The organism is Massilia glaciei (genome assembly GCF_003011895.2).
In the GTDB taxonomy this organism is placed as follows: domain Bacteria; phylum Pseudomonadota; class Gammaproteobacteria; order Burkholderiales; family Burkholderiaceae_D; genus Telluria_A; species Telluria_A glaciei.
This window is the reverse complement of sequence record NZ_PXWF02000092.1, coordinates 50938-75733: the sequence shown is the minus strand read 5'-3', so window position 1 is coordinate 75733 and position 24796 is coordinate 50938. Positions and strand designations below refer to the sequence as shown.

Annotated in this window: 21 protein-coding genes; 9 read left to right on the top strand and 12 right to left on the bottom strand. The window is 65.2% G+C overall.

Annotated features, from left to right (window positions below; all coding sequences use genetic code 11):
- Positions 1-75: 75 nt before the first annotated feature.
- Together radA and alr are read right to left on the bottom strand one after the other, a co-directional pair.
- Complete coding sequence (gene radA / locus C7C56_RS07120) at positions 76-1452, bottom strand: DNA repair protein RadA (protein WP_106756756.1); 1377 nt, start codon at positions 1450-1452, stop codon at positions 76-78.
- Positions 1445-2551, bottom strand: a complete 1107-nt coding sequence (gene alr / locus C7C56_RS07115) for an alanine racemase (RefSeq protein WP_106756755.1) — start codon at positions 2549-2551, stop codon at positions 1445-1447. The genes radA and alr overlap by 8 nt, the downstream gene beginning before the upstream one ends.
- A 129-nt stretch (positions 2552-2680) precedes the next feature.
- Here alr and lplT point away from each other — a divergent pair, with 129 nt between their 5' ends.
- Both lplT and C7C56_RS07105 read left to right on the top strand, forming a co-directional pair.
- Positions 2681-3943, top strand: coding sequence for a lysophospholipid transporter LplT (lplT, locus tag C7C56_RS07110; RefSeq protein ID WP_106756754.1), 1263 nt, complete (start codon positions 2681-2683; stop codon positions 3941-3943).
- A gap of 60 nt (positions 3944-4003) precedes the next feature.
- On the top strand, positions 4004-4648 hold the full coding sequence (locus tag C7C56_RS07105) for a tetratricopeptide repeat protein (RefSeq protein ID WP_106756753.1): 645 nt from the start codon (positions 4004-4006) through the stop codon (positions 4646-4648).
- A 70-nt stretch (positions 4649-4718) separates the two neighbouring features.
- On the opposite strand, the gene C7C56_RS07100 is transcribed toward C7C56_RS07105, so the two are convergent.
- Genes C7C56_RS07100 through tsaB form a run of 4 tightly spaced genes read right to left on the bottom strand, consistent with a single transcriptional unit; the run spans position 4719 to position 7768 of the window.
- The gene (locus C7C56_RS07100; RefSeq protein ID WP_106756752.1) at positions 4719-5660 is read right to left on the bottom strand and encodes a DUF1853 family protein; all 942 of its coding nucleotides are present in this window, start codon (positions 5658-5660) and stop codon (positions 4719-4721) included.
- Positions 5644-6570 (bottom strand): uracil-DNA glycosylase, encoded by a 927-nt coding sequence (locus C7C56_RS07095; protein ID WP_106756751.1) that lies wholly within the window; start codon positions 6568-6570, stop codon positions 5644-5646. The genes C7C56_RS07100 and C7C56_RS07095 overlap by 17 nt, the downstream gene beginning before the upstream one ends.
- Positions 6567-7049, bottom strand: coding sequence for a ribosomal protein S18-alanine N-acetyltransferase (rimI, locus tag C7C56_RS07090; RefSeq protein ID WP_370660181.1), 483 nt, complete (start codon positions 7047-7049; stop codon positions 6567-6569). Before rimI ends, C7C56_RS07095 begins: the two co-directional genes overlap by 4 nt.
- Positions 7046-7768 carry a tRNA (adenosine(37)-N6)-threonylcarbamoyltransferase complex dimerization subunit type 1 TsaB gene (gene tsaB, locus C7C56_RS07085; RefSeq protein ID WP_106756749.1) on the bottom strand — a complete coding sequence of 241 codons (723 nt, stop codon included), beginning with the start codon at positions 7766-7768 and terminating at the stop codon, positions 7046-7048. The genes rimI and tsaB overlap by 4 nt, the downstream gene beginning before the upstream one ends.
- A gap of 628 nt (positions 7769-8396) precedes the next feature.
- Here tsaB and C7C56_RS07080 point away from each other — a divergent pair.
- Positions 8397-8825, top strand: coding sequence for a thioredoxin family protein (locus C7C56_RS07080; protein WP_106756766.1), 429 nt, complete (start codon positions 8397-8399; stop codon positions 8823-8825).
- On the opposite strand, the gene C7C56_RS07075 is transcribed toward C7C56_RS07080, so the two are convergent.
- Positions 8822-11959: a bifunctional diguanylate cyclase/phosphodiesterase gene (locus C7C56_RS07075; protein WP_106756748.1), complete on the bottom strand. Its 3138-nt coding sequence runs from the start codon at positions 11957-11959 to the stop codon at positions 8822-8824. The genes C7C56_RS07080 and C7C56_RS07075 overlap by 4 nt on opposite strands.
- A 196-nt stretch (positions 11960-12155) precedes the next feature.
- On the opposite strand from C7C56_RS07075, the gene C7C56_RS07070 reads away from it, so the two are divergent.
- Positions 12156-12662, top strand: a complete 507-nt coding sequence (locus tag C7C56_RS07070; RefSeq protein WP_106756747.1) for a DUF1993 domain-containing protein — start codon at positions 12156-12158, stop codon at positions 12660-12662.
- Positions 12663-12885: 223 nt separating this feature from the next.
- On the opposite strand, the gene C7C56_RS07065 is transcribed toward C7C56_RS07070, so the two are convergent.
- Together C7C56_RS07065 and C7C56_RS07060 are read right to left on the bottom strand one after the other, a co-directional pair.
- Positions 12886-13110, bottom strand: coding sequence for a DUF1289 domain-containing protein (locus tag C7C56_RS07065; RefSeq protein ID WP_106756746.1), 225 nt, complete (start codon positions 13108-13110; stop codon positions 12886-12888).
- On the bottom strand, positions 13091-13660 hold the full coding sequence (locus C7C56_RS07060) for a DUF1415 domain-containing protein (RefSeq protein WP_106756745.1): 570 nt from the start codon (positions 13658-13660) through the stop codon (positions 13091-13093). The genes C7C56_RS07065 and C7C56_RS07060 overlap by 20 nt, the downstream gene beginning before the upstream one ends.
- A 436-nt stretch (positions 13661-14096) precedes the next feature.
- On the opposite strand from C7C56_RS07060, the gene C7C56_RS07055 reads away from it, so the two are divergent.
- Positions 14097-15662: a transglycosylase SLT domain-containing protein gene (locus C7C56_RS07055; protein WP_229458314.1), complete on the top strand. Its 1566-nt coding sequence runs from the start codon at positions 14097-14099 to the stop codon at positions 15660-15662.
- Positions 15663-16085: 423 nt separating this feature from the next.
- The gene (locus C7C56_RS07050) at positions 16086-17483 is read left to right on the top strand and encodes a DEAD/DEAH box helicase (protein WP_106756744.1); all 1398 of its coding nucleotides are present in this window, start codon (positions 16086-16088) and stop codon (positions 17481-17483) included.
- A 78-nt stretch (positions 17484-17561) separates the two neighbouring features.
- Here C7C56_RS07050 and senA read toward each other — a convergent pair whose 3' ends face one another.
- Entirely contained in the window at positions 17562-18764 is a 1203-nt protein-coding gene (senA, locus tag C7C56_RS07045) for a selenoneine synthase SenA (protein WP_181373054.1), read from the bottom strand.
- 33 nt (positions 18765-18797) lie between these two features.
- Here senA and senB point away from each other — a divergent pair, with 33 nt between their 5' ends.
- From senB to leuA, 3 genes are all read left to right on the top strand, one after another.
- Positions 18798-19784: a selenoneine biosynthesis selenosugar synthase SenB gene (gene senB / locus C7C56_RS07040; protein WP_229458281.1), complete on the top strand. Its 987-nt coding sequence runs from the start codon at positions 18798-18800 to the stop codon at positions 19782-19784.
- 12 nt (positions 19785-19796) lie between these two features.
- On the top strand, positions 19797-20855 hold the full coding sequence (gene selD / locus C7C56_RS07035; RefSeq protein WP_106756742.1) for a selenide, water dikinase SelD: 1059 nt from the start codon (positions 19797-19799) through the stop codon (positions 20853-20855).
- A gap of 505 nt (positions 20856-21360) precedes the next feature.
- Positions 21361-23049, top strand: coding sequence for a 2-isopropylmalate synthase (leuA, locus tag C7C56_RS07030; protein WP_106756741.1), 1689 nt, complete (start codon positions 21361-21363; stop codon positions 23047-23049).
- 164 nt (positions 23050-23213) lie between these two features.
- Here the strand turns inward: leuA and C7C56_RS07025 are convergent, their stop codons facing one another.
- Positions 23214-23804, bottom strand: coding sequence for a hypothetical protein (locus tag C7C56_RS07025; RefSeq protein WP_146204322.1), 591 nt, complete (start codon positions 23802-23804; stop codon positions 23214-23216).
- 58 nt (positions 23805-23862) lie between these two features.
- Positions 23863-24375: a DUF4062 domain-containing protein gene (locus C7C56_RS07020; RefSeq protein WP_146204321.1), complete on the bottom strand. Its 513-nt coding sequence runs from the start codon at positions 24373-24375 to the stop codon at positions 23863-23865.
- Between the last annotated feature and the right edge of the window lie 421 nt (positions 24376-24796).

Here is a 24796-nt window from a genome sequence, read left to right as displayed (position 1 = left end):
GGGGAAAGCCCGACAGGCTGCTAGTACCTGCTCGAACCCTTGTACCTGCCCGAACCCTTGTACCTGCTCGAACCCTTACTCGAGCTCGCGCAGCTTGTTGAACGCCTCGTCGATGCGTTCGACCGCCACGATCGTCATGCCCTCGATTTTCTGCTTGGGCGCGTTTGCCTTGGGAATCATCGCGATCGAGAAGCCGAGTTTGGCCGCCTCGCGCAGGCGCTCCTGGCCGCGCGGCGCGGGCCGGATCTCGCCCGCCAGGCCAACCTCGCCAAACACCACCAGCCCGCGCGGCAGCGCCTTGTTGCGCATCGACGAATTGAGCGCGAGCAGCACGGCCAGGTCGGCCGCCGGCTCGGTGATCTTGACCCCGCCGACGGCGTTGATGAACACATCCTGGTCGAAGGCGGCGATGCCGGCGTGCTTGTGCAGCACGGCCAGCAGCATCGCCAGCCGGTTCTGCTCGAGCCCGACCGACAGCCGGCGCGCGTTCGGCTGGTGGCTCGCGTCGACCAGCGCCTGGATCTCGACGAGCAGCGGGCGCGTGCCCTCCTGCGTGACCATCACGCACGAGCCCGGCACCTGCTTGTCGTGCTGCGACAGGAACAGCGCCGACGGGTTCGACACCCCCTTGAGCCCCTTCTCGGTCATGGCGAACACGCCAAGCTCGTTGACCGCGCCGAAGCGGTTTTTGATCGCGCGCACCAGCCGAAAGCTCGACTGGGTGTCGCCCTCGAAATAGAGCACCGTGTCGACGATGTGCTCGAGCACGCGCGGACCGGCCAGCGCGCCCTCCTTGGTCACGTGGCCGACCAGGATGATCGTGATGCCGGTCTGCTTGGCCACCCGCGTGAGCTGGGCGGCGCACTCGCGCACCTGCGAGACCGAGCCGGGGGCCGAACTGAGGGCGTCGGAATAGACGGTCTGGATCGAGTCGATCACGGCCACCTCGGGCTTGAGGTCGGCCAGCGTGCCGAGGATTTTCTCGAGCTGGATCTCGGCCTGCAGCTTGAGCTCCTTGGCGTCGACCCCGAGCCGGCGCGCGCGCAGCGCGATCTGGGCGCCCGACTCCTCGCCGCTCACATACAGCGTGCTCTTGGCGTGCGCGATGTTGGCCAGCGCCTGCAGCAGCAGCGTCGACTTGCCGATGCCGGGGTCGCCGCCGATCAGCACCACGCCGCCGGCCACCAGCCCGCCACCGAGCACGCGGTCGAATTCCTCGATGCCGGTGCCGAACCTGGGCACGTCGACCGCCTCGATGTCGGCCAGCGACAGCACCGGCGCCGTCTGCGCCAGGCTTTTGTGCTGCGGGTTCGACAGGCGGTTCAGGCCGGGCGCCTCGACCACGGTCTCGACCATCGTGTTCCATTGCTGGCACGCGCCGCACTGGCCGGTCCACTTGGTGCTCACGCCGCCGCAGTCGCTGCAGGTGTAGTTCGTTTTTGCTTTAGCCATGGGGTTCCAGGTCGTCTTCCGTCACGCGCACGCGCGGCGCCAGCGCGCACATCAATTCGTAGCCGATGGTGCCGGCCGCATTTGCCACTTCGTCGATCGGCAGGCCGGCGCCCCACAGCAGCACCGGGCTGCCCACCCGCGCGCCCGGCACCGGCGTCAGGTCGACCGCCAGCATGTCCATCGAGACGCGCCCGACCAGCGTGGTGCGCACGCCGTCGACCTGCACCGGGCCGCCGTGCGGCGCGTGCCGCGGGTAGCCGTCGGCGTAGCCGCAGGCGACCACGCCGACGCGCATCGGCCGCTCCGCGCGGAAGCGGCTGCCGTAGCCGACGAACTCGCCGGCGTCGATCTGCTGGACGCCGATCAGGGCGCTCGACAGTGTCATGGTCGGGCGCAGGCCGAATTCGAGCGCGCTGCGCCCGCCCGGCGTGCCGCCGTACAGCATGATGCCGGGCCGGACCCAGTCGCTAGCGAGCGCGCCGGCCAGCGCCTCCTGGCGCAGCACCCCGCCCGAATTTGACAGGCTGCGCTCGCCGTCGATGCCGGCCGCGCCGACGCCGAAGCGGCGCAATTGTTCGCGCATGCCCAGGTGCGGGTGCTCGAGCTCGTCGGCGTTGGCGAAGTGGGTCATCAGGGTGATCCGGCGCACCGCGGCAATGGCGCGCAGCCGCGCGTGGGCCGCCGCGCACGCGTGCGGGGCGAAGCCGAGGCGGTTCATCCCGGTGTTCATTTTTAAATGGACATCGATCGGGCCATTCAGATTTGCATGTTCGAGCAGGTCGATCTGTTCGGCGCAGTGGACCGTGCTCTCGAGCCCGTATTGACGCAACAGGGCGACGTCGGACGCGTCGAAAATACCTTCGAGCAGCAGCAGCGGGCCGGTCCAGCCCAGTTCGCGCAGGCGCACCGCGTTCTCGGTCTCGACCAGCGCCAGGCCGTCGGCGCCGGCGAAGCCGCGCATGCCGCGCGCGAGCCCGTGCCCGTAGGCGTCGGCCTTGACCACCGCCCACACCCTGGCGCCCGGGGCGCAGGCGCGCGCGCGCGCCAGATTGTGCCGCATGGCGTCGAGGTGGATGGTTGCGCGCAGCGGCCTTGGCATGGGGAAAATTCGTTGTGGCGGGAAGATCGTATTTTACCGGACGCGGCCCGTTCCGCAGCGTTGATTTGATCGGCGCCAAGCCCATTCATGGTATAAAGCAACCCACCTAGGCTTCCTTTACCTCACAGAATGAAACGTGGTTTTTACACAATCATGGCGGCGCAGTTTTTCTCGTCGCTGGCCGACAATGCGCTGTTCTTCGTGGCCATTGATCTGCTCATGAGGATGAAGGCGCCGGAGACGCTGCCGCCGTTGTTGAAACTGACGTTCGTGCTGTTCTACGTTTTGCTGGCCCCGTTCGTGGGTGCCTTCGCCGACGCCTACGCCAAGGGCCGCGTGATGTTCATCGCGAACCTGGTCAAGATCGCCGGCTGCGCGCTGTTCTTCGTCGATGTCCATCCGCTCATGGCCTACGCCGTGGTCGGTTTCGGCGCGGCCGTCTACTCGCCCGCTAAGTACGGCATCCTGACCGAATTGCTGCCGCCCGAGAAGCTGGTCCATGCGAATGGCTGGATCGAAGGGCTGACGGTGACGTCGATCATCTTCGGCACCGTGCTCGGCGGCGCGCTGGTGAGTTCGCACCTGTCGGGCATGCTGCTGTCGTTCGAGGTGCCGTTCATCGACACCGGCATCGAAACCGCGACCGAGGCGGCGCTGACGGTGGTCGCGCTGCTGTACCTGCTGGCCACGCTGTTCAATCTGCACATCCCCCTGACGGGCGCCGTCTACGCCAACCAGGAGCGCAATCCGTTCAAGCTGATCACCGACTTCGCGAACTGCTCGGCGACGCTGTGGAAGGACAAGCTGGGCCAGATTTCGCTGGCCGTGACCACGCTGTTCTGGGGCGCCGGGGCCACCTTGCAGCTGCTGGTGCTCAAGTGGGCCGAAAAATCGCTGCTGCTCCCGTTCGACCAGGCCACCAAGCTGGTCGGGGTGGTGGCCGTCGGCGTGGCCTTCGGCGCGGTGTTGTCGGCGCGCCTGATTCCGCTCAAAAAATCGCTGTCCGTCATCCCGATGGGAATCGTGATGGGGGCCATCGTGGCCTGCATGCCGCTGGTGTCGACCATGCAATTGGCCTATCCGATGCTGATCCTGGTCGGTTTGCTGTCGGGTTTTTTCCTGGTGCCGATGAATGCGCTGCTGCAGCACCGCGGCCACGTTCTGATGAGTGCCGGCCATTCGATCGCGGTGCAGAACTTCAACGAAAACCTGTCGATCCTGACCATGCTGGCGATGTACGCGATCATGATCAAGCTAGACATGGATCTGGACGTCATCATCTTGCTGTTCGGCGGATCGGTGGCAGGGATCATGTACTTGATCATGCGCACGCACGCGGCCAACCAGCGCGTGCACGATTCGCTCTCGCTGATCGGCGCGCACAAGCATTGACTGTAAAGCCGCGCGTTTGAAATTCCTATCCAGCGGCCTTGATTTCGAAGACCCGATGCGATGTACACCCTCGCCATGCGACACAAGCACGGCCGGGGGCTCTCGCGTGACCTTGGCGAAGCGATGCGCCTGTTTGAGGTGGCGGCGAAATTGGGCCACCTGAAATCGATCGAGGCGCTAGGCACCGGCCTTTTAACGGGCCTTTTCGGCACCAGCGACCTGCGCCAGGCCCTGGTCTGGCTGCGCAAGGGGGCCGACGGCGGCAGCCCGGTCTCACAGGCCCAACTGGGCCTGGAGCTGACGAAGGCGCCGCCGCATCTGGGTTCCGCGGAAGAAGGCATGGGCTGGCTGCGCAAATCGGCGCAGCAGGGAGAGGCAGAGGGTCAGGCATACCTCGGTCACACACTGCTCGAGCGGGCATCGCCGGCGGACAAGGCCGAGGGGATTGAATGGCTAAACAAAGCCACCGACCAGAATAACCAGGAAGCCCAATATTTTCTCGGCAATGCCTACCTGCTTGGTGACGGCGTGAGCCAGGACCTGGACAGGGCCGCTACCCTGTTCGCCACAGCCTCTATGTTCGGGCATCGCGCGGCCCGCCTGGCGCTTGATACGATGTTCGTCCAAGGCCAGGTCAAGCGCCGGCCGTACCACGAGTTCGTTCCGACGCCTATGCCGCCCGCGCCGCCGCGATCAAAGGATTAAGCCTGCCGCCGGCCGCGGTGTCTGCCGAATAGACCCGAGCACTGTCTCGTTCAAACGCCACCCGCTGCAGCTAGTTGAAACGCGCCACCGCGCGCGCGCGCCAGTCGTTGGGCACCACGAAGCCGCGCTCTGCCTCGACCAGGCCGCCCGCCTGCGCGCGCACCGAGGCCACCAGCAAGGGCGCCGGCGAGAGCGCGAACTGCTCGGCCACCGCCGCCTGCAACTGCGCCGGCCCGAGCGTGGCGGCTGCGTCGTCGGTGCGGTACGGCGCCAGCCATTCAAGCCGTGGCAGCACCACGAAGCGCTCCCCTTCGAGCGCGCCGAGTTCGTCCTGCGCGCACCAGAAGCCGCGGCAGTGCGCCGCCAAAATCCCCTGCGTCGAAGCCTGCGCCCCGGCCGGATAGAACAGCCAGCCCTTGACCAGCGCGCGTGAACGCACCACGGGGCGCGGCAGCAAGGCCTGCGCCGCCGGATGCGCCGACAGCACCAGCTGCTTGTCGAATATCTTGCGCATCTTCGCGCCCAGGCTGTCGGCCAGGTTCGGCCCGAGAAATGTGTCGAAGCGCGACCCCGCCGTGCCCTGCAGCAGATAGAACTTGGTCGCGAACTCGATGTGCTCGACCGCGTCCGGGCCCGCCTCGAGCAAAAAGTCGAACTCGCCGACCGTGTCGTTGCGGCTGGCCCGCACCTGCAGGCCATGGGCCACCAGCCGGCCGTGCGCCTGGTAGTAGAAGGCCATGAGTTTTTCGGCGTACAGGCCGAGGCGCGTGTGGACCCGGTCGCCGAGCGCGGCGTCGAGCGGCGCCGGATCGTGCTCGAGTCGCGCCAGCCAGTGCGCCAGCGCCGCCGACGCCGGCTCGGGCGCGGCCACCTTGCCCTGCCAATGCGGGTCGGCCGGGTCCAGCAGGCCGGGCGCGTCGAGCAGCCACGCCAGCGCGCGCACATGGGGCCGGGTCAGGTGGCCCCAGCGGCCGGCAAACAGCGCCTGGTAGTTGTCAGCCGCTTGCGGCATCGGCCGCTTTCGCCATGCACAGGTCGGCCCAGGCCAGCGCCTTGTCGGCCCCGCGCCGCAGCAGCTCGCCCGGATGCAGCGTGGCCACCATCGGCACGCCCTTAAACGCGTGCACGGCGCCGCGCGAACCGGCAAGCGGCTCCTGCAGCGGTTGGTCGAGCAGGCCGTTGGCGGCGATCTGGCCCAGCGTCAGCACCACGCGCGCGCCGGTGAGCGCCAGTTCGCGCTCGAGGTAGGGGCGGCAGGCCAGCGCCTCATCGCGCGTGGGCGCGCGGTCGCCGCCGTTGGCGCTGGTCGGGCGGCATTTGATGAGGTTGGTCACATAGGCGCTGTCGGCGCGGGTGAGCGCGACCGCGGCGAGCATGTTGTCGAGCAGGCGGCCCGGGTCGCCGGCCAGCGGCGCGCGTTCTTTCTCGTCCGCGGCGGTGCTGGCGCCGGCGGCCACCAGCCACTGGGCGGCGCGCGCGCCGTCGCCGTGGACCGGCCTGCGCGCGCCCTTGCACAGGCCGCAGCGGGTGCAACTGTCGATGGCCGCCCTGAGCGCGGGCCAGTCCATGGCGGCGATTTCCTCGTCGGTGGCCGGGGCGGCGGGAGGCTCCTCGCCCCAGGCCGAGTCGGCGCCGGAGGAAGGCGCGGCTATCGGCGCGGCTGTCGGCGCGGCGGCGGACGCGGCAGCCAGTGCTGGCGCGGGATTTTCAGCGACGAGCGGTGTCGCCCGCGCTTCCCGTATCGGCGGCACCTCGGCAGCGCGTGGCCCTGCGGCGGCCGGCTCTGCGGGTATCGGTTCTTCAGCGGCCATGGTTTCGGGCTCGCTGGCGGCCATGTCGCGCAAGGTCCACAAGGGGCCGATGCCCATCTCTTCGAGAAAAATGGCGGCGCGCGCCGCCGATGCCGGTCCGGTCCCGCTCATAAAACACACCTCATCACGATGGCGTCCTCGCGCTGGCCGTCGTGGGCCGGATAGTAGCCCTTGCGCCGGCCGATCTCGGTGAAGCCGTATTTAAGATAGACGTCGAGCGCGCGCTGGTTCGACGGACGCACTTCGAGCAGCAGCGACTCGGCCATCAGGCCGCGCGCGGTGGCGGCCACCTTGTCGAGCAGGTAGCGGCCGATGCCCTCTCCCTGGCGCTCGAACGAGACGGCGACATTGAGCAGATGGGCCTCGTCGAGCACCGCCATGAGCAAAAAGTAGCCGACCAGGGCGCGCTGGTCGTCGCGCAGGATCCAGCCGTGGTAGCCGGTGGCGAGCGAGTCGACAAAATTGCCGCGCGTCCAGGGGTGCGGATAGACGTCCTGTTCGAGCACGACGACATCGTCGACGTCGCCCACGACCATCGGCGCGTACTCGAACAGGCGGTCGAAGATGTCGGCCTTGTTCATACGGCTCATGCGGCGGCCTTGGCCGCGTTGATGACGAGCCGCTCGGCGCTGGTGAACGCGATCTTGTTGCGCAGGTAGAGCGGCTGGGCGTCGGCGGCGCCGACGGTGGCGCCGGCGGCCAGCGCGGCGCCGGCCAGCTGCGCCAGTTCGCGCGCGTGCGGCATGATGTCCGCGTGCGCGCCGGCGGCCCAGCCGCGTCCCGCGAACGCCTCGGGATAGGCGGCGAAGCCATTGCCGCAGGCGGCGAACGGGCCGCTCGCCGGCAGCGGCTCGACCGCGCCCGGGGCGCACAGCGCCGGCTCGGACAGCGTCTGCCAGCGGTCGGCAAGGTGGTCGGCAAGGCGGTACTGGGCCCAGTAGACCTCGCCCATGCGGGCGTCGAGCACGGTGACGATGTCGGTCGCGCCGGTTTGCTGGTGGCAGGCCAGCGCCATCGCCGCCAGCGTGATCAGGGGCACCACCGGCAGCTTGGCGCCGAAGGCGAGCCCCTGCGCGATGCCGCAGGCGGTGCGCACGCCCGTGAACGAGCCGGGCCCGGCGCCGAAGGCGAGCGCGTCGCATTCGGCCAGGGTGAGGCCGGCTTCGGCCAGCAGTTCCTGCACCATCGGCAGGATGGACTGGGAGTGCGTGCGCACGCCCGACGATTCACGGGCGAGCACGGCGCCGTCGCGGATCAGGGCGCAGGAGGCCAGTTCGGACGAGGTTTCAATGGCGAGAATGATAGGCATGCCGTATTTTACCGTAGGGGGAGCAGGGAATTCGCATTGCTTTGCAATGCGCCTGCGAACCGGTTTGCGCATGCAAGCGCAAACTCCCTCCCTACAGGGACACAGGGGGAGCAGGGAATTCGCATTGCTTTGCAATGCGCCTGCGAACCGGTTTGCGCATGCAAGCGCAAACTCCCTCCCTACAGGGACACAGGGGGGAGCAGGGAATTCGCATTGCTCTGCAATGCGCCTCGAACCGGTTTGCGCATGCAAGCGCAAACTCCCTCCCTACAGGGACACAGGGGGAGCAGGGATTTCGCATTGCATGGCAATGCGCCTGCGACCTGTTTGCATGGCGACGCGCCACGCAGCAAACTTAGATATCAAAATCAACGTCATTCCTGCCATTGGCAGAAATGACTCCCCGCGAAAGCGGGGACCCATGCTAAGCATGCAGTTATGCGCCTTCCAACAGTTTAGACGCACAGCTCCCGGGTCTGAAGGTTTGAACTCCGCGGGTTGGCAAGTTCAGCATGGGTTCCCGCTTTTCGCGGGAATGACGTTAACCTTTTTATCGATGAGGATCATAGCGCGATTTCTGCCAAGCCACACCGGGCCGGATTTGCGCGGGCGATGTAGAATGCCGCTCATGCATAGCCTGACCCTCGACTCCACCAACCGCGCCGACGTCGCCGCCAAGCTGGCCGGCGACCGCTGGACCGTCGCCTGCCTGTGCGCCGCCTGGTGCGGCACCTGCTCCACCTACCGCGCCACCTTCGAGGCGATGGCCGCGCGCCACCCCGACAAGCAGTTCGTCTGGATCGACATCGAGGACCAGGCCGAGTTCGTGGGCGACCTCGACGTCGAGAACTTCCCCACCCTGCTGATCCAGCGCGGCGACGTGGTCGCCTTTTTCGGCACCACCCTGCCCGACCCGGCGCTGGCCGAGCGCCTTTTGCAGGCGCAACTGGCGCACAGCGCGGCCGAATTGGCCGCACTGGCGCTCAGCAGCGCCGAGCGGCGCGCCTGGCAGGAACAATGCAATTTGCGCGCCCTGCTGGGGACGGCGCCCGGCTAGGCCGACTTCTGGCCGCCGCCGATCCAGCGCGCCAGCAACTCCCCGGGCAGCACCGGCTTGCCGAAGAAATACCCCTGCGCGAGGTTGCAGCCGTTGCGCAGCAAAAACTCGGCCTGCTCGGCCGTCTCGACGCCCTCGGCGATCACCGACAGGTTCAGGCTCTTGCCGAGCTGGATGATCGCGATCGTGATCGCCTCGTCGTTGACGTCGGTCGAGATGTCCTTGATGAAGCTGCGGTCGATCTTGAGCGTTTGCACCGGCAATTGCTTGAGGTAGGCCAGCGACGAGTAGCCGGTGCCGAAATCGTCGATTGCCAGCCCGGCGCCGATCGCGTGCAGGTCGTTGATGAACACCAGCGCGTCGCCGGTGTTCATGATGACCGATTCGGTGACCTCGAGCTGGAGCCGCTCGGCGGCCAGCCCGGTCTCGGCCAGGATCGCCGAGACCATGCTCACGATGCTGCCGCGCTCGAACTGCTTGACCGACAGGTTGACCGCGATCTTCGGCACCACCAGGCCGGCCTGCTCCCAGCGCACCATCTGGCGGCACGACTCGTGCAGCACCCACTTGCCGAGCTGGTTGATGAAGCCGGTGTCCTCGGCCATCGAGATGAAGCGGATCGGCGGCACCAACCCCAGTTCCGGGCTTTGCCAGCGCACCAGCGCCTCGACCCCGATCAGGCGGCCGGTGTCGATCTCGACCTGCGGCTGGAAGTTCAGGAAGATCTCGTTCTTCTCGATCGAGCGGCGCAGCATGGCCTCGACCCGCAGCCGGTCGACGCCGTCGCCGGTCATCGACGGCGCGTAGAACTGGTAGCCGTTGCGCCCGCGCCCCTTGGCGTGGTACATCGCGATGTCGGCGTTGCGCACCAAAATGTTGAGGTCGGTCGCGTCTTGCGGATAGACGCTGATGCCGACGCTGCCCGTCACGAACAACTCGTACGTCTGCACCATGAACGGCTGCTCGAACATGGCCACCAGCTTGTCGGCGACCTGGCCGGCGCCGGCGTGGCCGTCGACGTCCTCGAGCAGCACGATGAATTCGTCGCCGCCCAGGCGCGCCAGCGTGTCGCCCTCGCGCAGCTGCGCCGTCAGGGCCGCCGCCACCTGCTTGAGCAGCTCGTCGCCGACGTGGTGGCCGAGCGTGTCGTTGACGTTCTTGAAGCGGTCGAGGTCGATGAACAGCACCGCCAGTTGCTGGCCGCTGCGCGCCGCGCGCTGCAGCGCGTGCTGCAGCCGGTCCTGGAACAGCAGCCGGTTCGGCAGCGCCGTGAGCGGGTCGTGGTGGGCCAGGTGGTCGAGCTTCTCCTGCGACTGCTTGACCTTGGTGATGTCGCTGAACACGCCCACATAGTGGGTGCACTGGCCGCCGGTGTCGCGCACGGCAGAAATGGTCAGCCCCTCGAGGTACATCTCGCCGTTCTTGCGCAGGTTCCAGATCTCGCCACGCCAGAAGCTGGCCTCGACCAGGTCGTCCCACAACTGCTGGTAGAAGGCGTCGCCGTGCAGGGGCGAGCGGGTCATGCTGTAGGGCCGGGCCAGCGCCTCGTGCTCGGTGTAGCCGGTGATCGCGGTGAAGGCGGGGTTGGTCGCGACGATGGCGCCGGCCAGGTCGATCACCATCACGCCGTCGGCGATGTATTCGAGCACGGTGGCGGCCAGGCGCAGCTTTTCCTCGGCCAGCTTGCGCTCGGTGATGTCGGCGAACACCCAGATGCTGCCCGAGCCGACGTGGTTGGCGTCGAGCGCGCAGCCGCTGAGCAGGCACCAGAACAGGGTGCCGTCGCGCTTGCGGTACTGGCGCTCCTCGCTGAAGTACTGGCCCTGCGCGAGCGACGGATATTGAATCTGGCCGGCCTGCTCGAACGATTCGCGGTCCGGGAACACGAGCGCGGTCGAGGACCCGACCATCTCGCCGTTGGCGTAGCCGAACAGCTCCTCGCAGCGGCGGTTGACCGACACCACGTGGCGTTCGCGCACGAACATCACGCCGAACATGACGTTGTCGAGGATCGCGCCCTGCTCGGCGAGCAGGGCTTCGATGCGCATCTCGTTGTGTTTGCGCTCGCTGATGTCGGCGATGATGCCGTCGATCCAGGCCCCGGCGCCGTCGGGGTCGAGCTGCGGCTGGCCGTTTTCGATCACCCAGCGCTCGGCGCCGCGGGCGTCGATGATGCGGTATTCGATCTGGTAGGGTTTGCCGCTGCTGATCGCCTCTTGCACATTGGTGCGCTGGCGGCGGCGGTCGGCCGCGCACACGATGTCCGACCAGATCTCGGTGTCGCTGTGCATGAACAGCGCGGCAGGGTAGCCGCTGATGCCCTCAATGGCGTCGCTGACGAAATCGATCGGACCGCCCGGGCGCACCCGGAACACCGCGCCCGGCACCTGCGTGACGATGGTGCGGAAGCGCTCCTCGCGCCGCCCGATGTCCTCGAACAGGTGCTTGATGGCGACCCGCATGCGCTCCATCTGCTCGGCCAGGCGGCCCAGTTCGTCCGTGCCCCCGATGTCGAGCCGGGTTTCGAAGTCGCCATGCGAGAGGCGGTCCGAGAAGCTCATCAGTTTGCGCAGCGGCGACAGCAGGCGCTTGTTCAAGAACAGCACGATCAGCAGCAGCGACGACAGGATCTGCGCCGCCAGCACGATCACATAGCTGCGCTGCTTGTTGCGCAGGTCGAGCTGGCTGCGCGCGTCGTCCATCGAGACCATCACGCGGCCGATGCGCTCGCCGCGCACGAGGATGTCGCGTTCGGCCACGTAGACCTTGCCGACGGGCCGGTTGGGCGAGTCGACGGCCATGAACTCGGCGTTGGGCAGGCCGACGACCTTGATGCGCAGCACCGAGGGGTCGCGCATGACCGACTCGACCAGCGACTGGGCCGATTCGACGTTCATGTTCCAGAGCGACTCCTGCATGCCCAGCGCGAGGATGTCGGCGTTGCGCTGGAGCGCGTCGTCGAGCGCGCTGCGGGCCGACTGGCGCTCCTGCACCCCGATCAGCACATAGCTGCCGATCGCGGCCGGCAGCACCAGCCCGCCGCACACGACGAGCATCAGGGCGCCATAGATCGACAGCCCGTACCACGCGCCGATGCGCTCGCGCAAGCGCTGGTAGTGGGAGGTGCTAGGCATGTGGGCGGATCGCGGCCATATCAGGTGCTCACAAGGGACAGGTAATAATCAGGCAATAAAGTTTTACTATTGGAATTATGCACGCAAATGCCGCCGGAAGTGAGCAAAAGCGGCGTCCCGCCCCATAAACAGTGGCGCTCCAGCACGAACCGGCGCGACACGCTATGATCGGTGCTCTTTTTTTAAGGAGAACACTATGACATTTTCCATGTACTCGGCCTCGGTGCCCGTATTCAAGCAAATCCTGACGAGCCTGTCGGCCATCATCGACAAGGCCGAAGCGCACGCGACCGACAAGAAGATCGAGCCGGCGGCCCTTCTGCAGGCGCGCCTGTACCCGGACATGTTCGCCTTCGCGCGCCAGGTCCAGGTCGCGGCCGACTTCGCCAAGGGCGCGTCGGCGCGCCTGGCCGGGGTCGAGGTGCCCAAGTACGAGGACACCGAGGTGACGTTCGGCGACCTCAAGGCGCGCCTTGCCAAGACGATCGCGTTCATCGAGGGCTTGAGCCAGGACAGCATCGGCGCCAGCGCCGAGCGCGAGATCAGCACCAGCAGCGGCGCCAACGCCAAGCAGTTCAAGGGCCAGGTCTACCTGCTGCACTACGCGCTGCCGCACTTCATGTTCCACGCGACGACCGCGTACGACATCCTGCGCCACAATGGCGTCGAAGTCGGCAAGAAGGATTTTATCGGTAGTTTTTAAGCTCGATCGGGGGGGCGCCCCCCCCATGCCGCGTCATTTCCACGAAAGCGCAAACGCATGCGTTTGTCCATGTTGAGTATGCAACGATGCGCCATCAAAACATTTCTAAAACTCGCTCCCGGGCCTGAAGGTTCGAACGGCAGGATGTAAGCAAGCTCAACATGGGTCCCCGCTTACGCGGGGATGACGTGGAGCGGAGGTTTTACAGCGCAGGTATTACACCTCAGGTATTGCGTCGCGGATAACCCTGCGCCAGGATGCGCTGCCACACCAACTCCTTCTGGTCGTCGTTCATCGACACCCAGTGCGCCACCTCCACCACGGTGCGCCCGCAGCCGCGGCAGATCTCGTCGAAGGTCGTCGAACACACCGCCACGCACGGCGTGTCCGCGCGCGGCGGCGCGCTCAGCGGGATGACCGGCGCCACCTTATTTGGCGGGGCCGACATCGAGCGCGTCCCAGCCCGCATGGCCGAGCTTTTCTAAAGTGTCAATATTTTTCTCGAAAATGTCGGACGCCTCCGGAAACGCCTCGACCGCGCGTTCAATGCTGTCCTCGCGCAATAAATGCAGGATCGGATACGGCGAGCGGTTGGTGAAGTTGCCGATGTCGTCGATATGGGTGTCGGCGAACTGGTATTGCGGGTGGAAACTGGCAATCTGCAATTCGCCATCGAGCTCCATGTCCTCAAGCGCGGCGTCGGCGATATCGAGGAACTCGTTGTAATCGAGGAAATCATTGAGCACGAAGGGGTGGATCAGCAGCGTCGTGTCGACCTTTTCGGGGTCGGCGTCGGAGAGCGCCTGCAACTCGTCCATCAGGGTCTCGAGCAAGGCTTCCGGCGTGGTCGCGTTCGACACCACGTAGCGCACCTGTTTCTTGACGTGCACCGCCTTGGCGAACGGACAAAGATTGAGGCCGATGACGGCCTGTTCGAGCCAGCGTTCGGTGGCCGCGATGACCTGGTCATCGTCGGCGTTCATGTTCGGAATACTCATTGCGTGCCTTAAATCGTGATGCGCACAGCGCGCCAGGCAAATTGTACGCACTTTTTTGCGTGCACTCATAAGCCCGTTCCGCCCTGCTGTTAAGCTCATTCTCAAGCGTAACTGAATTTATTGAAACGATAACGCCCGACGACTGCCGGTCATCACGTTTGCGTTCTACAGAGCACCAATTTCATAGGAGGCCGTTGAACATACTCCCCCCGGGTATCCTTTTTTTGGCACCCGCCCGCATAATGGCAACTTGCTATTTTTCGCATATACTCCCGTCACCATTCTTTCCGAGATACAAAACGTTTCACAAAAGAATTGACAAGAAAATTGCCGTCCGATAGGACAAATTTCTTGACTCAGGCGATCTCTGCTACGTACACTCGGGCATCATTCATTCGTCAGTCCGGTCGTTTTCGGGCGCACCAATTGAAAAATCATGCAAAAAAATACTCGGAAGTCCCCGGCCCTGGCGGCCCTCGCGTTTCTCCTGATTCCCGCCCTTGGCCAAGCAAACGACAGCGCCGAATCGGGCGCGGCCGCCGTCATTGAATCGAGCGCCGCCGTGGAATCGGACGCCGCCCCGGATGCCGAGCGGGGCGCCACCGACGCGGCTCAATCGGGCGCCGCCGACGCGCCCGGGCCCAATCCCGCCTACGCGGCGCAATCGGGCGCCGAACCGCGCGCCTACAACGTCAAGCCCTTGATGCAGCAGCGTCCGATGCCGGAATACCGCCCCGTGGCCCAGCCCGCCGCGGCGGTCGCGACGGTCGTTGCCGACACCTTCGAGGAATACGTGGAAGCCGACGTCTGGGGCCGCATCCGCAGCGGCTACGCCATTCCCGACATCGAGAACCCGCTGGTGAGCAAGCACGTCAATTACTACAGCAGCCGCCCCGACTACCTGGCCCGCATCTCGTCGCGCGCATCGCGCTATATGTTCCATGTGATCCAGGAACTCGAAAAGCGCCACATGCCGTCCGAGCTGGCTTTGCTGCCGATCATCGAGTCGGCCTTCAACCCGAACGCCATGTCGAGCGCGAGCGCCGCGGGCATGTGGCAATTCGTGCCCGGCACCGGCCGCGACTTCAACCTCAAGCAAAACATGTTCAAGGACGAACGCCGCGGCGTGCTCGCCTCGACAGACGCCGCCCTGTCCTACCTGCAAAAGTTGTACGGCATGTTCGGCGACTGGCAGTTGGCGCTGGCCGCCTACAACTGGGGTGAAGGCAATGTCCAGCGCGCCATCGCCAAGAACCAGGCCATGGGCAAGCGCACCGATTTCGAGAGCCTGGCCGAGCACATGCCGGCCGAAACGCGCAACTACGTGCCTAAACTGCAGGCGGTCAAGAACATCATCGCCAATCCGCGCCAGTACGGCGTCGACCTGCCCGTGATCGACAACGTGCCGTATTTCACCGCCATCGAAAAAACCGCCGACATCGACCTCGACATCGCCGCCAAGCTCGCCGAATTGTCGGTCGACGAGTTCAAGGCACTCAATCCCCAGTTCAACCGTCCCGTCATCACGGGCGGAGAGCAAACCAAGATTTTGCTGCCCCAAGAAAACGCGGCCAAATTCCGCGCCAACCTGGCGCAATGGGGCAAGGCCCTATCGACCTGGACCACGCACCGGATCACGGGCGCCAGGCAGAGCGTCGCCGCGCTCGCGTCCAAGTTCGGCACCACGCCCGAGGTGATCCGCCAGGCCAACAACATTCCAGCCAAAACGGCGCTGCGGGCCGGTTCGACCATTCTGGTGCCAAGACTGTCGACCTCGGCCCAGACCGACATCGCCGAGCACATCGCCGACAACGCCGTGATGGCGTTCGAGTCCGAGCGCAGCAAGCGCGTGCGCGCGACCAAGCTCTCGAGCCGCCAAAAGTTCCGCGTCAACGCGGGCAAGGCCGTCTCGAAGATCAAGTCGCGCGTCAGCGCGCCTAAGGCCAGCGCCCGCGCGAAAGGTCCGCGCAGCAAGTTCAACAAGCGCAGGACCGCCAAATAACAGCGTCGCCGCCCGCTAGGGCCGGACCCGCGCATGGCGTCCGGCCAACCCGCCCGCTTCACACAAGCGGAACACAAGCGGAACACAAGCGGGAATTTATCTATACAGGTAGCGCCAACTCGCGTACAATCCCGTTTGTGCGCTGCAATACGTTTTTCACAATCGAGCCTCGCAATCAAACTTCGCGATCCTCTGAGCAGTTCCCAAGCAGTAAACCTAGCAGCTTCGCAAGCCTGGCGTATCCACGGATACCGCCCCTAAAGCCCTCCCGCCTTTGGTGTCGCACCTGACACCGTCCCGGCGCAAAGCTTTTGTGCCGAAATTTCTTTCATTATTTGAGTCATTTCGTTTGTTGGTTGGCGTTGCTATTTTGCGCTCTGTGCATTTGCACGGGCGCTCATATATACCGAAAGAAAAGAACACATGAGTTTTGAAGCATTAGGCCTCCACGCATCCATCGTTAAAGCCGTGACCGACGCCGGTTACACCAAACCTACCACCGTTCAAGAGCAGGCCGTTCCCGCCGCGATTGAAGGCCGTGACTTGCTCGTCTCCTCGCAGACCGGCTCCGGCAAGACGGCGGCATTCATGCTGCCAGCGCTGCACAAATTCGCGATCGCCGAGCAGTCCGAAGCCGCCCGCACCGCCAACCAGGAAGCACAATCGGCGCGCGCCCGCGGCGAGCGTCCACGCTTCAAGCCCGCACAGCCAAAAATGCTGGTGTTGACCCCGACCCGCGAACTGGCCCTGCAAGTTACCTCCGCGACCGAAAAATACGGCACCCAGATCCGCCGCGTCAAAGCCGTCTCGATCCTGGGCGGCATGCCTTACCCGAAACAGATGCAACTGCTCTCGCGCAACCCGGAAATCCTGGTCGCCACGCCCGGCCGTCTGATCGACCACATGGAGTCAGGCAAGATCGACTTCTCGCAGCTCGAGATCCTCGTGCTCGACGAAGCCGACCGCATGCTCGACATGGGTTTCATCGACGACATCGAAAAGATCATCGCCGCGACCCCGGCCGCGCGCCAGACCATGCTGTTCTCGGCCACGCTTGACGGCATGGTCGGCAACATGGCCCGCCGCATCACCAAAGACCCGATGGTCATCCAGATCGCGAGCTCGTCGAGCAAGCACGAGAACATCTCGCAGCGCGTGCACTTCGTCGACGACCTGTCGCACAAAAACCGCCTGCTCGACCACCTGCTGCGCGACGAGACGCTCGACCAGGCCGTCGTGTTCACCGCCACCAAGCGCGACGCCGACACCATCGCCGACCGCCTCAACATCGCCGGTTTCTCGGCCGCCGCGCTGCATGGCGACATGCACCAGGGCGCCCGCAACCGCACGCTCGACGGCCTGCGCCGCGGCCAGGTCAAGGTGCTCGTCGCGACCGACGTCGCCGCCCGCGGCATCGACGTTCCGAACATCACCCACGTGTTCAACTACGATCTGCCCAAGTTCCCCGAGGACTATGTGCACCGCATCGGCCGCACCGGCCGCGCCGGCCGCAATGGCCTGGCGATCTCGCTGGTCAACCACGCCGAAGGCATGAACGTCAAGCGCATCGAGCGCTTCACCAAGCAGCTCATTCCGGTCACCGCGATCGAGGGCTTCGAGCCCAAGAAAACGGCGTCGGCGCCACGCTCGTCCGCCCGTCCGGGCGGCTGGAAGCCGGGCGACAACCGCGCCGCGGCCGCCAAGCCGGGCCAGCGCACCTTCAGCAAGCCAAGCGCTCCGCGCAGCGGCGAAGGCGGCGGCTACAAGGGTTCGAACCCGCGCTCGACCGACGGCGCGCGTCGCTCGTACGGCGACCGGTAATAGATCGGCAATGGTCAGTCGTTGACTGCGCAGCTCCAGAAACACCCCTCTCGAGGGGTGTTTTTTTTGGCCCGCGCTTTACGCGGCGCAGGTGCGCAAGCCAACGAACATGTCGTCCCGGTCGGGCAGGTAGAAATTGCGGAAGTGCGGCGACAACATGCGCGCCGGCGTCGCGAACGAGGCGCCGCGCAGCACCTGGTGCGTGCCGAACCACGGCGCCGAATACTCGCGGTAGGCGTCGGGCGTGAAATCGGCGCCCGGATACGGCTCGAACGGCGAGGCGGTCCATTCCCACAACTGGCCCCAGTTGAATCCCCCCTGCCCCGAGCGCGCCGCGAACTGCCATTCGGCCTCGCTTGGCAGGCGGCGGCCGAGCCAGGCGCAGTAGGCCTGCGCCTCGTATAAATTCACATGGCGCACCGGCTCGGCCCCGGCCAGCGTGCACAGGCGGCCGAAGCGCTCGCCGCGCCATTGGCTGCCCGCGCGCTGCCAGTAGCGCGGCGCCGAACGCTCCTGCAGCATCAGCCAGGCGCGCCCGTTGGCGCTCCAGTGGCGCCCGTCCTGGTAGCCGCCGTCGGCGACGAACTCGGCAAACTGCGCATTGCTCACCAGGTTCGCGTCGATCTGGAACGCGGCGACCTGGTGCGGCGCGCCGTTCTTCTCGTTGTCGAACGCGAAGCCGGCTCCGGTCCCGCCGCCGAGCACGATGCGCCCGCCCGGGTAGGACAACTGCGCGCCCGGCACGTGCAGCGCCGGCGCATGGAGCAGCCCCTCCGGCACGCCCACGCCCAGCGTTTGCAGCGTGTACAGCAGGGCCTCGCCATGCATGTCTTCGTGGGCCAGCGCCAGCCGGTACGGGTACAGCGCGGTGTCGCCGCCGTCCGCGCGCGCGAGCTTGTCGAGCGTGCGGTCGAGCACCTCGTGGCAATAGGTCTTGAGCGCGCCGGCGCGCGGCAGTTCGAGCGTCCAGCGCGAACGGTGCGGCACGGTGCCCGAATCGAACCAGTCGTCGCCCTGGGTCAGCAGCGAGTCGCGCTGGGCCGCCGCGGGGTGGCTGGACGCCGCCTCGCGCAGGATGAACCATTCGGCGAACCAGGCAATGTGGCCCAGCTCCCACAGCGGCGGGTTGATCGTGGCGATGTGGGGCACGCGCGAGAGCTCGTCGTAGCCGGCGGCGGCGCACAGGTCGAACAGGCGCAACGTATAATTGCGCGCGTCCTGGAGCGCGGCGGCCAGCTCGGCGGGGCTGGCGTGTCGGAACGATGGTGTGGTCGGATGCATGCCACAATTGTAGCCACTTTTAAGGGGGCGCTGGTGCAAGCACAAAATGTGGTGATCGTGAGCCCGGCCACGGCGCGGGAGAACAACGGCAACTGGCAGACCGCCAGCCGCTGGGCGCGTTTTTTGCGCGGCCGGCACCGGGTCGAGATCGTGCCAGCGTGGAACGCCGGCATGCCCGCGCCCGCCCTGCTCATCGCGCTGCATGCGCGCCGCTCGGCCGCCTCGCTGGCGGCGTTCGCCCAGGCCCACCCGCGGCGAGCGTCGGTGCTGGTGCTCACCGGGACCGACTTGTACCGCGACATCCGCACCGACGCCTCGGCCCGCGCCTCGCTCGAGATGGCCGGCGCGCTGGTGCTGCTACAGGACGCCGGCCTGCGGGCGCTGGCGCCGGCGCTGCGGGCCAAGGCGAGCGTGATCTACCAGTCGGCGCCGGCGCTGCGCGCGCATGTGCATGGCGCCAAGCGGCGCCACTACGACATCTGCATGGTCGGCCACCTGCGCGCCGAAAAAGACCCGCTCACCTTCATCCGCGCCAGCGCGCTGGTGCGCCAGCCGATGGCGCGCATGCTGCACATCGGCGGCGCGCTCGACCCGGCCCTCGGCGCGCAGGCGGCAGCGGCGCAGCAGGCCAATCCGCGCTACCACTGGCTCGGGGCGCTCGCGCGCGCGGCCACGCGCCAGCGCCTCAAGCGCAGCCACGCGATGGTGATCGCGTCGCTGATGGAGGGCGGCGCCAACGTCATCATCGAGGCCGTCACGAGCGCGGTGCCGGTGCTGGCCAGCGATATCGACGGCAACCGCGGCATGCTCGGGGACGACTACGCCGGCTACTTCGCGCCCGGCGACGCGCAAGCGCTGGCGCGCCTGATCGAGCGCAGCATCGACGACACCGCCTTTTACGCGCAGCTGCGGGCGCAGTGCGCGCAGCGCGCTGCCCTGTTCGCGCCGGCCGCCGAACAAGCGGCGCTGCGCCACTTAGTGGATAATCTGCTCATCGCGCACGCCGCACCACCTCACTGAAACGGAATAACCATGAGCACAGCACCCGGGCAAAAGATCAAACTGACCTCGTTTTCGCACGGCGGCGGCTGCGGCTGCAAGATCGCGCCGGGCGTGCTGGCCGAAATCCTCAAGAATTCGAGCGGCTTTCCGGTGCCCAAAGAGCTCATGGTCGGCATCGAAACTGCCGACGACGCCGCCGTCTACAAGCTCAACGACGAGCAGGCCCTGATCGCCACCACCGACTTCTTCATGCCGATCGTGGACGATCCGTTCGACTTCGGCCGCATCGCCGCCACCAACGCCATCTCCGACGTGTATGCGATGGGCGGCACCCCGATCATGGCGCTCGCGCTGGTGGGCATGCCGATCAACAAGCTGCCGCTCGAGACCATCGGCCAGATCATCCGCGGCGGCGAGGCCATTTGCGCCGAGGCCGGCATCCCGATCGCGGGCGGGCACACCATCGATTCGGTCGAGCCGATCTACGGTCTGGTCGTGCTCGGGCTGGTGCATCCGTCCAAGGTCAAGCGCAACGCCGACTCCAAGCCGGGCGACGTGCTCATTCTGGGCAAGCCGCTCGGCGTCGGGGTGCTCTCGGCCGCGCTCAAAAAGGACGCGCTCGGCGAAGACGGCTACGCGGCCATGATCGCCAACACCACCAAACTGAACAAGCCGGGCAAGGCGCTCTCCGAGATGGACGGCGTGCACGCGCTGACCGACGTCACCGGCTTCGGCCTGCTCGGCCACCTGCTCGAGCTGGCGCGCGGCGCCAAGCTCGCGGCGCACCTCGACATGGCCACCATTCCGCTGCTGCCTGGCGTGCTCGAACTGGCGCACGAGGGTTATTTCACGGGCGCTTCGGGGCGCAACTGGGATGCCTACGGCAAGGATGTCACCCTCGCGGCCGGCGTCACCCAAGCCCAGCAGGCGCTGCTGACCGACCCGCAGACCTCGGGCGGACTGCTCGTGGCGTGCGCGCCCGATTGCGTCGACGCCGTGCTGGCGCTGTTCGCGCGCGAGGGGTTCGGGCATGCCGCCGTGATCGGGCGCATGGCCGAAGGCGCGGCGGGAGTCACGGTCGGCGTCTGAGAGGCTGAGAGGCTGAGAGGCTGCCGTCAGTAAAAAAAAAGAAACCCACATCGCCACCGCGCGGCGGCGGGCGCCGGCGCCTTGACGACGCGGGTTTTGGCCTTTTTCAAACCCGCAGCTTGACAAGCGCGGCCCCGTTCGCGTAAATTGAACGCATGTCTTCGTTCCCAAATACAACTATCCCCCTGCTTGCCGGCGCCCCATCGCTAGCAACGCTACTAGCTGCGCGCGCTTAAACGCACCGCACGCCCGGCCCAGCGCCGACCAGTTTGACCCCAGTTTCTACCCAAGTCGCACCCCAGGAAAGTTTCACCGATGTCAGCCAGCCACCACGCCACACCGTTGTCCGTCCGCGCCGCCAAGGCCGACGGCATCCCTGCGCGCGCGCTGCTAACGCTAAAACTACCGATCGGTTGCCTGGCCTAGCGTAACGTGGCCGCCCGGCAGCCTCCCCGCCACAACGCGCCGCCAAGGCACCCCACACCCGCCAGTCCAGGAGTACCCCATGATGTTGCAAAACCCGTCGTCCAAATACCGCGCCTTCCCCCCCGTCAACCTGACCGACCGCCAATGGCCGAACCGGACCATCACCCACCCGCCAATCTGGATGAGCACCGACCTGCGCGACGGCAACCAGGCCCTGATCGAGCCGATGAGCCCGGAAAAGAAGATGCGGTTTTTCGAGATGCTCGTCGAGATCGGCATCAAGGAGATCGAGGTCGGCTTCCCGTCGGCCTCGCAGGCCGATTTCGACTTCGTGCGCAAGCTGGTCGAGGAGGACCGGATTCCCGACGACGTGACCATCATCGTTCTGACCCAGTCGCGCGACGAGCTGATCCGCCGCACGGTCGCCTCGGCCGCCGGCGCCAGGCGCGCCATCGTGCACCTGTATAACTCGGTCGCGCCCGTGTTCCGGCGCGTCGTGTTCGGCATGTCGCGCGAGCAGATCGCCGAGATCGCCGTCACCGGCACCCGCCTCGTGCAGCAATTGACCCGTGAGCATCCCGAAACCGACTGGGGCTTCGAGTACACGCCGGAGTCGTTCTCGACGACCGAGCTCGATTTCTCCAAGCACATCTGCGACGCCGTCAGCGAGATCTGGCAGCCGAGCGCGGACAACAAGATGATCATCAACCTGCCCTCGACGGTCGAGTGCAGCACGCCCAATGTGTACGCCGACCAGATCGAATGGATGTCGCGCAACCTGGCGCGGCGCGACGCCCTCCTCATCAGCGTGCACCCGCACAACGACCGCGGCACCGCCGTGGCCTCGGCCGAACTGGCCGTGATGGCCGGCGCCGACCGGGTCGAGGGCTGCCTGTTCGGCAACGGCGAGCGCACCGGCAACGTCTGCCTCGTGACGCTGGCGATAAATTTGTACACCCAGGGCGTGCATCCGGGACTCGATTTTTCGGACATCGACGCGGTGCGCCAGGTGGTCGAGGAATGCAACCAGTTGCCGGTGCACCCGCGCCATCCGTATGCCGGCGACCTCGTGTTCACCGCGTTTTCGGGTTCGCACCAGGATGCGATCAAGAAGGGCTTCGCCCAGCAACAGGGCGACGCGATCTGGGAAGTGCCCTACCTGCCGATCGACCCTGCCGACCTCGGCCGCAGCTACGACGCGGTGATCCGGGTCAACAGCCAGTCGGGCAAGGGCGGCATGGCCTATCTGCTCGAGAAGGAATACGGTTTGTGCCTGCCGCGCCGCCTGCAGATCGAGTTCAGCCGCGCGGTGCAGGCGGTGGCCGACGCCAGCGGGCGCGAGATCGCCGCCAGCGAGATCCACGCCATTTTCTGCCGCGAATATTTCGAACAGGCTGCACCGTACGCCTACAGCGGGCACCGCATGGTCGAGGACAGCAGCAGCGACGAGCCGGTGCAGATCGACCTGGCGCTGCGCCACCGCGACGGCGCGCTCGCATTGCAGGGTGGCGGCAATGGCCCGATCGACGCCTTCGTCAACGCGCTCGGGCTCGACATCCGGCTCATGGATTACCACGAGCATTCGATCGGTTCGGGCGCCAACGCGCGCGCGGCCTGCTATGTGGAATTGCGCCTGGCCGACGGCCCCACCCTGTTCGGCGCGGGCATCGACAGCAACATCGTGACGGCCTCGTTCAAGGCCGTGCTCAGCGCGGTCAACCGGCAACTCGCGGTTGCGGAGAAGGCCGGCGCCGCCGTGTGCGCCTAGGAACCTGTCGGACTTAGGATCGTCGGCTGCTAAAAGTGTCGGACGGTCCATATTTCGCCGCTTTCTCGGCCAATAGCTCGCTATTGGCACTGCGAAATCGCCAAAATCTGTCCTCGCCCGGCATTTTTTTCGCTTCGACTCCCTAAGTCCGACAGCCTCCTGGGCTACTTCAGCGGCGGCGGGAGTGCGCTTGCACGGCGCTCCCCGGCCGAGCCGGCCTGGTCGGACAGGGGGTTGGCCGTCGATGCCGTCAATTTCCGGACGTGCCTGGTGTTGAACTCTGTGGTGATCCGATCGAATTCAGCTTCCATACATTTATAGAGTACGCCTTGCCTCATCCGAATTGTTCCCACCGAACTCTTGTAGGGGATGTTCGGTTGCAGCGTGAAAATTGCCTCATCGGCAAACAAGTACAAGGCAACGCTTGGCATACGATCAATGAAAAATAATTCCACCTGCCCCGGAAATCTCGCCGCGTAGTCAAGATAGGCCAGGGCTGCCGCCTCGACCTTCTTTTTTATTATCGCTTCAGACGATTCGTGGTGGAGTCCGATAGCCTGAATGATTTTCGGATTTTTATAGTTCGGCAATACAACCGTCAGGACGCCACCGTTCTGCAGGAAAGTGGTGATGTTTTTCTTATTGTCCTCGCGCCACTTCCTCGCGTACATGAACATTATCTTGAGGCTTTTATTCCTCTGGAAGACAGGCACCCAGTTGAATCTCTCGAAAGAAAATGATGTGAATCCGATCACTTCCTGATGGGCCTCCAACTCCGGACAATTCACAAAGTCATCAAGCCGCAGAAAATTGTCATTTGCAGTCCAATCCGAAGCCCTGCCCCAGCCAGTTCTGGGGGGAATCGACGATGGCTTTCGTCAAAGCGATGGAAAGTTTGGACGACAAATCATCCTTGCTCATCCAAAATTGAATAAGTTTGTTTTGAAGTTTTTGCTTGAATTTCTTAAGTTTGTCGCGCAGATCACTTTCAGCATCGGTTCTTTTGTTGGCCCAGAGGGCGTTCTCGTCGATCACGAATCCAAGAATGGGAATGCCTTTGCTTGAGGCATAGTCAAATTCCTTCTCGGTGTAACTAATCCCATCGTCCGTCTGCGATCCATATCTATGCGCGACGACAACCACATAGTAGTCGCTTGAATCGATCTCGCGCTTTATCACCTCCCACTGAACGTGATCGGAGACGCTGAACATTTCCATTCCGACCGGAATGTGCCCCATCGACAGCACGGTTTTGATGATCTCATCTCTTTCCACCTGGAGATCCAGATAGGTCGAACTGATAAATATCTGAAACCTTTTTTGCATGGTATATCCACCGATGTTTTTGATAAGGTTAAAGGCCTCGCGCAAAGAGGGCCCGATCCGCGCTGCGCCACAAGCATGACAAAACGGATCAAATCATTATCATTCGGCAACTATTCAACACTTTGACATTGCGCAATGTGTCGCGAGAACAAGCTCGCATCGCGGGCCGCCGCACGCGCGCCACCGGAACAACCGAGCGGGCTGCAAGCGCACTTTGCAAGCCTTCCGCGCATAAAAAAAAAGCCCGCCGAAGCGAGCTCTGTTCCAATGTATTACCAATGCTTTAATCGTGTCTCAGGCGCCCATGCTATCTGCGTGGTGCCCTGACGTGTAAATCGACCAACGTATTCGGAAGTACAAATCCTGGTTCTTACATCCATTCGCGGTGCCAGCATTACACATACTGGCCGCGGCGCAAACC